Origin of the sequence: Rhizobium sp. BR 362, assembly GCF_036528765.1 — a bacterium.
GTDB lineage: Bacteria > Pseudomonadota > Alphaproteobacteria > Rhizobiales > Rhizobiaceae > Rhizobium.
This window is the reverse complement of the sequence record NZ_JARWGH010000052.1, coordinates 22184-28183: the sequence shown is the minus strand read 5'-3', so window position 1 is coordinate 28183 and position 6000 is coordinate 22184. Positions and strand designations below refer to the sequence as shown.

The 6000-nt window shown below is 58.6% G+C and carries 4 protein-coding genes and 2 pseudogenes; 4 read left to right on the top strand and 2 right to left on the bottom strand.

Going from position 1 to position 6000, the window contains the following annotated elements; genetic code table 11:
* Window positions 1–251 (top strand): ISAs1 family transposase (locus tag QDY28_RS29155; RefSeq protein WP_331384695.1); only part of this gene is annotated, 251 nt, incomplete at its 5' end.
* Window positions 252–254: 3 nt separating this feature from the next.
* Here the strand turns inward: QDY28_RS29155 and QDY28_RS29150 are convergent.
* Entirely contained in the window at window positions 255–935 is a 681-nt protein-coding gene (locus tag QDY28_RS29150) for an argininosuccinate synthase domain-containing protein (protein WP_004119915.1), read from the bottom strand.
* A 1-nt stretch (window position 936) separates the two neighbouring features.
* Here QDY28_RS29150 and QDY28_RS29145 point away from each other — a divergent pair.
* From QDY28_RS29145 to QDY28_RS29135, 3 genes and pseudogenes are all read left to right on the top strand, one after another.
* Window positions 937–1365: pseudogene (locus QDY28_RS29145) on the top strand (HlyD family efflux transporter periplasmic adaptor subunit); the annotation flags it as partial.
* Between the two features lie 386 nt (window positions 1366–1751).
* Window positions 1752–3169: pseudogene (locus QDY28_RS29140) on the top strand (M10 family metallopeptidase C-terminal domain-containing protein); the annotation flags it as partial.
* Between the two features lie 325 nt (window positions 3170–3494).
* Complete coding sequence (locus QDY28_RS29135; protein ID WP_004119921.1) at window positions 3495–3896, top strand: twin-arginine translocation signal domain-containing protein; 402 nt, start codon at window positions 3495–3497, stop codon at window positions 3894–3896.
* Window positions 3897–4327: 431 nt separating this feature from the next.
* On the opposite strand, the gene QDY28_RS29130 is transcribed toward QDY28_RS29135, so the two are convergent.
* Window positions 4328–5377: a class I SAM-dependent methyltransferase gene (locus QDY28_RS29130; RefSeq protein WP_065091790.1), complete on the bottom strand. Its 1050-nt coding sequence runs from the start codon at window positions 5375–5377 to the stop codon at window positions 4328–4330.
* Window positions 5378–6000: the final 623 nt, after the last annotated feature.

Here is a 6000-nt window from a genome sequence, read left to right as displayed (position 1 = left end):
CCGCGCTCCAGTTCGCCGAGGCCATACGTGGCCATTGGGCCATCGAGAACTCCCTCCATTGGGTACTCGACGTCACCTTCAACGAGGATGCCGCCCGATCTCGAACCGGGCATGGACCAGCCAACATGGCCGTCGTCCGACACTTCGCCATCAACATGGTTCGAAGCCATAACGACAAGCGCAGTATCAAACTCAGACGAAACAAAGCAGGCAGAAACCCACAATACATGGCCGAAATCATCCGAGCATAACTGTTAACCCGGATTCAGAGCCGTGGTTTCGAGGTGCCGCAGCGCGTCCATGATGATGGCCGCCGCGGGCGCCTCGCGGACCTCGAGAACCTTTTCACCGGTTGAAATGTGTTCGAGCCCGACAAAGCGGCCGTGTCCGAATTTACCAACTGTTTTATTTAGGAGCGGGATTGTGTCGATCAGTGCAACGTCATGGTCATCAATTGACACGAGATTTCCGTCGATAAACCCCAGTTTGATCTCTACCGGCTGCTGCGCGGCAATGTTACGGGTCCAATCAAACGCCTCTTCCGGGATAGAAAAGTTCTCGGGATCGTCCAAAGGTCCAGACTCAAATTCCCGGCACCAGAGGTTTTCGTCCCCGCTCCACGTGCGATCCGTCACAAAAGTCAGTCCGAACTTGGAGAGGGCGGCGGCCTTCTGCTGCCGGCAAATCACCGAGCATTCATACGGACTGCCGAAGTTATCGGAGTCCACGCGATAGATTTCCGACGCGGTGAGCGACACAGCACCGTAACCTTTGGTCCTGATGGTCTGGGGTGCCTGAACAACCGCAATTTGCTTAGCACCCGAGGAAAAGAACTGACCTATCTGGGATTGGGTCCAATATTGCGCTCCTTGCCCTTTTGATGCGCCGCGAACAAAAGCGAGAATCCCATCCTCGGTGGATACGAGATTCCACATGCGGCTCTACCAGCTCGCAGTCCACACCATCAACGGCGTCGTCATGGCAGGCGAGACGCTGATGCTCGTCGTACCGGAGGCAGATGATCTGACCGTCGAAGCCCGGGTGGCCACCCGTGACATCGACCAGATCCACGTCGGGCAGTTGGTCGAGATCCGCTTCAGCGCCTTTAACCAGCGCACCACGCCCGACGTGGAGGCGGAGGTCGTGACGGTCGCTCCCGACCTCGTAACCGATGAGCGCACCGGGGCCACCTATTATCCGCTGCGCATCCACCCCAAACCGGAAAGCCTCGCCAAGCTCAAGGGCCTTTCGCTCTACCCCGGCATGCCCGCCGAGGTCTTCATCAAGATCGCCGACCGTACCGTCATCTCCTACCTGACAAAGCCGCTCACCGACCAGATGCAGCATGCGTTTCGGGAGGATTGAGCAGCGCGTGGCTGGAGCGGCGAGTAGGTATCGGCGAATGAGGTGGGCGCCTCGGGCGGGGCAGCGGTTTTTAAGAACGATGCGTTCCGGGGGAATGCTTCGTCGGCGTATGGGGGTTCGCAGCGCCTCACGTGCAGGCTGTGGCTCATATGTAATTGGGGTTAGGACAGGAGCAGTTCAAAATCCTGCGCTAAGGACGAATGGATCATGAACATCGGTTATTGGCCTCTGAGTAGCAACGGTACAGAAAACCTAAGCGATCGGGCGGTTTATGGTGAGGTCAATCCTTCTCTACTGTGCGTCCTCCAAACTGGTACCGGAAGTCTTGACCCCTGCAGAACGGTACAGCCGTAACTGCGCACAATCGAAGAGAGAGGAATCCCAAGATGCCGCATCCAAGCCAGACCGGAAAACCAAGCCAGACGAGCGACGACTGGTGGATTAACGACCAGACGCCCGACAACCCATATGGCAAGAGCGAGGATTATGAGTCCTTTATCGACCATCTTGGGTCATTGCCCAGTTGGCTGACGCCCGAGATCGCTGCGGGAACGGTGAGGATCAATCTCTACGAACTCAACAACCACCCGGAATACAAGGCCGCCGCGATCGGCGCCTTAGAGATGTGGGCGTCTGTCACACCCCTGAAATTCGAAATCATCGACGACGCGCCGTTCGACGGCACCACGGACCAGATTGAGGTTGTCAGCCCCGAACTTGGCGAGGAGGACGATGGCATGGCCTATTCGAACGGTCACCATGTCAGCATCGGCCAGGGTTTCGACGACAAGGAAGCCCACAAGACCGATGTCGGCGGCTATGTCTTCCAAGCCTTCATGCATGAATTCGGCCATCAATTCGGTCTGAATCATCCTGGAGACTACAATTACAGCGGTCCCGACGGCGCGAGCCGATCACCTATCGGAACGATGCGACCTGGATATATGATCGGTGGCAATACAGCGTCATGTCCTATTTCGATAGCAACGCTGTCGGCGAAACCAGCCTCTGGTTTGCGTCGACGCCGCTTATGGCCGACATCGAGGCCTTCATTCGCCGCCTTTTTTCAACCGTTGACGCGAATGGAGTGCGCACCTACCAGCACATCGACCTCAACACAGAGAACAATATCTACGGCTTCGGGAGCCCACAGCGTAGCTACCAGCTGACCTCCTCTGGCAAGCAGCATGACATCGGCTTCGCGATCCATGATACCGGCGGGACCGACACGATCGATTTCTCCGGCTCGACGGCGGGTACGATCCTCGACTTGCGCGCCGGACATTTCTCCAGCGTCAACGGTTGCAGCAACAATGTTTCGATCTTCGCTGGACACAACGCGGATGCGACCGACTATTACGTCGAGAACGGCATCGGCAGCAGCCATGACGATGTCCTGATCGGCAACGACGGCGCCAACGTCCTCGACGGCCGCGGCGGCGCCGACCGCATGGCTGGCAACGGCGGCGACGATATCTATTTCGTCGATTCCCCGGACGACGTCATTCACGAGAAGGCCAACGGCGGGAACGACACCGTCATCCTCCTGTCCAAGAACCTGAAAATTCCGCAAATCGCCAACGTCGAACACATCATCTACGCCGACGAATTGCCTGGCAACGATGGCAACATCCTCTGTGGCGGAGCTGGCGAGGACACGCTGACCGGCGGCGAGGGTCAGGATACATTCCGCTTCTCGCCTGAGCTTGGGAACGGTAATGTCGAGCGGATCAAGGACTTCAGGGTGATCAACGACATGATCCTGCTGGACAGTCTCGTCTTTGAGAGCGGCGGTGGAGACGGCGCTCTCGCCTTGGGCGCGTTCCACGGGAGCGCGGAGGGCATCGCTCATAACGCAGGCGACCGCATCATCTACAACACCGATAGCGGCGCCTTGTCATATGACGTCGACGGAGGCGGAGAGCTTGCGGCCATTCAGGTTGCGCAGCTGACCCCAAATCTGAGGCTTTCGGCAGCCGACTTCATTGTCATCTAACTCGATACCAGGAGGGGCGCTTGCAGGCGCCCCTTCCGATACTACATTTGCAGTGGTTTATCTTTTCGAGCCCTTAGCTGAGCGGCAATCTCGCTACCGCAGGGCCTTGCGAGGCAATCATGGAGAGTGTGCGATGAAGCACCGGACCGACCGCCGCACAGTATTACAGGCCGTTGGGGCTGCGGCTGTTGCGGCGGTCGCCGGACCAGTCGCTGCTCAATCGTCGGATATTCGCGGCACGGTCACGTTCGAGGGCGGCGCGGTGATACCGAAGGGTCGTCTTGAGATTTATCTCGAGGACCGTGCCATTCAAAATAATGCGCGACGTCGCGCCACGGAAACGCGCATCAGAAGCGACGGCGGGTCAAAGGCGATAGCCTTTTCCTTGTCCCTGCCCGCAAGCTCGGCTGCTTCGAGAACGCTGCAGATCGTCGCGCGCTTGGAGCGTGCGGATGGCCTGCTGGTGGCGCGCGGGAGCACCCAGCTCAAGGCGGCTTCGCCTGTCGACGTCACACTCAACATCGTGATGTATTAAGGGGGCAAGACCAATGACTGACGACAGAACTCGTCTCGAAAATCGATGTCGACAGGTGACCGCCTGACTCGCGCGTAGACACTGGCTAATAGCGGCAGGCTTTGCTCCACCAAACTGGCGCACCATCAAATCCCAGGTTGAGAGATCGATCTGCGGGTGAGGGCACCCAAGGGCTAGGGACTTTGGTTGTTCGGCCGCCTTTCAGAAGGGGCGTGTGAGCTGCTCATAGGTCCGCCGGTACAAGGCGTCGCCAAACAGCCGCAGGACAGCGTTCCGGATCGCACTCGAACCCGGCCTAAGTTTATCGCAAGCGCGCGATTTCTCCTGTACCCAGCAGACGCGACCAAATTTCAAGGGCGGCTACCCGCTTTCCGACGTCACGCGCAGAGCGCCTGCCCCATCTGGCCGGACCGATGCGTCACTCATTCTCGTCAGGTTGCTTCGAGCACCATGTTGAGGGGCGTCTGGGCTGCACGCCGGATATGAGTGAAGCCGCCTGAGCGGATCACCTCGGCCAATCGCCGCTCTCCAGCTTGCGCACCGAGCGCGAGCCCTGTCTCCTGGGCAAGCGAGGTCGGAACGCAGATCATCGTCGAGGCTGAGTAGTAGAGCCGTCCAACCGGATTGATATTCTCCTCCAGGGTATCTCCGGCCGTTGGTTCGACCACCATCCAGACCCCGCCTTTTTTTAACGCCTTTCGGATATGAGCCGCAGCGGCTTTCGGGTCGCCCATGTCGTGCAAACAGTCGAAGCAGGTGATCAAATCGAAATCTCCGCCGTCGAAATCCTGCGCCCGGCCAACCTCGAAGTGCAGGTTCGTCAACCCGTGTGCCTGGGCGTGCGCGATCGCAGCGGCAATCGAGCCTGCATGGAAGTCGTAGCCCACAAAGCGGGAATTGGGAAACGCCTGCGCCAGAAGGATCGTGGATAGCCCGTGCCCACATCCGACGTCCGCCACCTTCGCGCCCGTTTCCAATCTACCGATTACACCGTGGAGTGCCGGCAGCCAGTCCTGCACAAGGGAATTAATATAACCTGGGCGGAATAGTCGCGCGACGGCGCAGAACATGCAGCCAGCCTGATCTCCCCAGGCAACGCCTCGGCCGGTTTTGAAGGCGGACTGCACCTTCGGCTGGTTTTCGACCATCGCAGCAGCGATATCGAACGCGCCAACGAGATTGACCGCGCTGTCCGGCTCGGCAAACACGAAGGCCTGCTCCGGCGTCAGCGAGAACAATCCTCGCTCATGATGCACATAACCTGAGGCTGCCTGTGCCGCCAGCCACTCCCGCACATAACGAGGTGCGCATCCCGAGGCATCGGCAAGTTCGTCGGCCTTCACCGGCCCGACTGCCTTCAGCGTCCTGTATAGCCCGAGAGCATCTCCAATCCGTACCAGCGGCACGCTGAGCGCTCCGCCAAGGTCGTCAAGGACGCGGCTCACGAGTTCATTGAGCGTTGTTTCGTTGATTTCTGTCATGTGAAATTCCTCGTGATTTGTGGCGGCCTCATGCGCCGCTTGTGGTTCAAGGGGTCGGAAACAGATGAACTCGATGCCCTCGATTTCGGATGTATGCACCGCCTACGCTTTGCGTAGACGCTCATCTAGAACCTGCGCATCCCTCTAACTGCATGGCCTTCTCGCACGACAGTAACGCGTAGACGCTTGCGGTGCGCAAACTGGGCGGTTTAATCGCCATCCGTTTTCAGCGAATAATGCCGCCGATGGTACCTCCGTCGCGCTCTTGGGTTTAGCCCCCCGGCTTCTTCTGAGCACTACTCGTGCCAATCAGGTCGCCCCCGCAACCGTCCGAGATTGCGGATGTTTCATCGGGGGGGTGTAGGGTTGCGGACATGTCGTGTCGCAATCCGCCCCCGATCAGTGCCACGATGAAGAGGAAGTTTTGGGAGGGGCGACAACAAATGGGCGAAGACGGTATTAACGAACGCCCGGATCTCGATGCAAGCTGCGGGTCTGAAAGCCGAGGAACTGAGAATGGCCAACACTGATCTAATTCCGGCATCACTGCTCGCACGCAAGGCTGTCGTATGTCTGCGGCAGTCACAACCAGAGGTCATGTCTAACTTAGAATCATAAGCGGC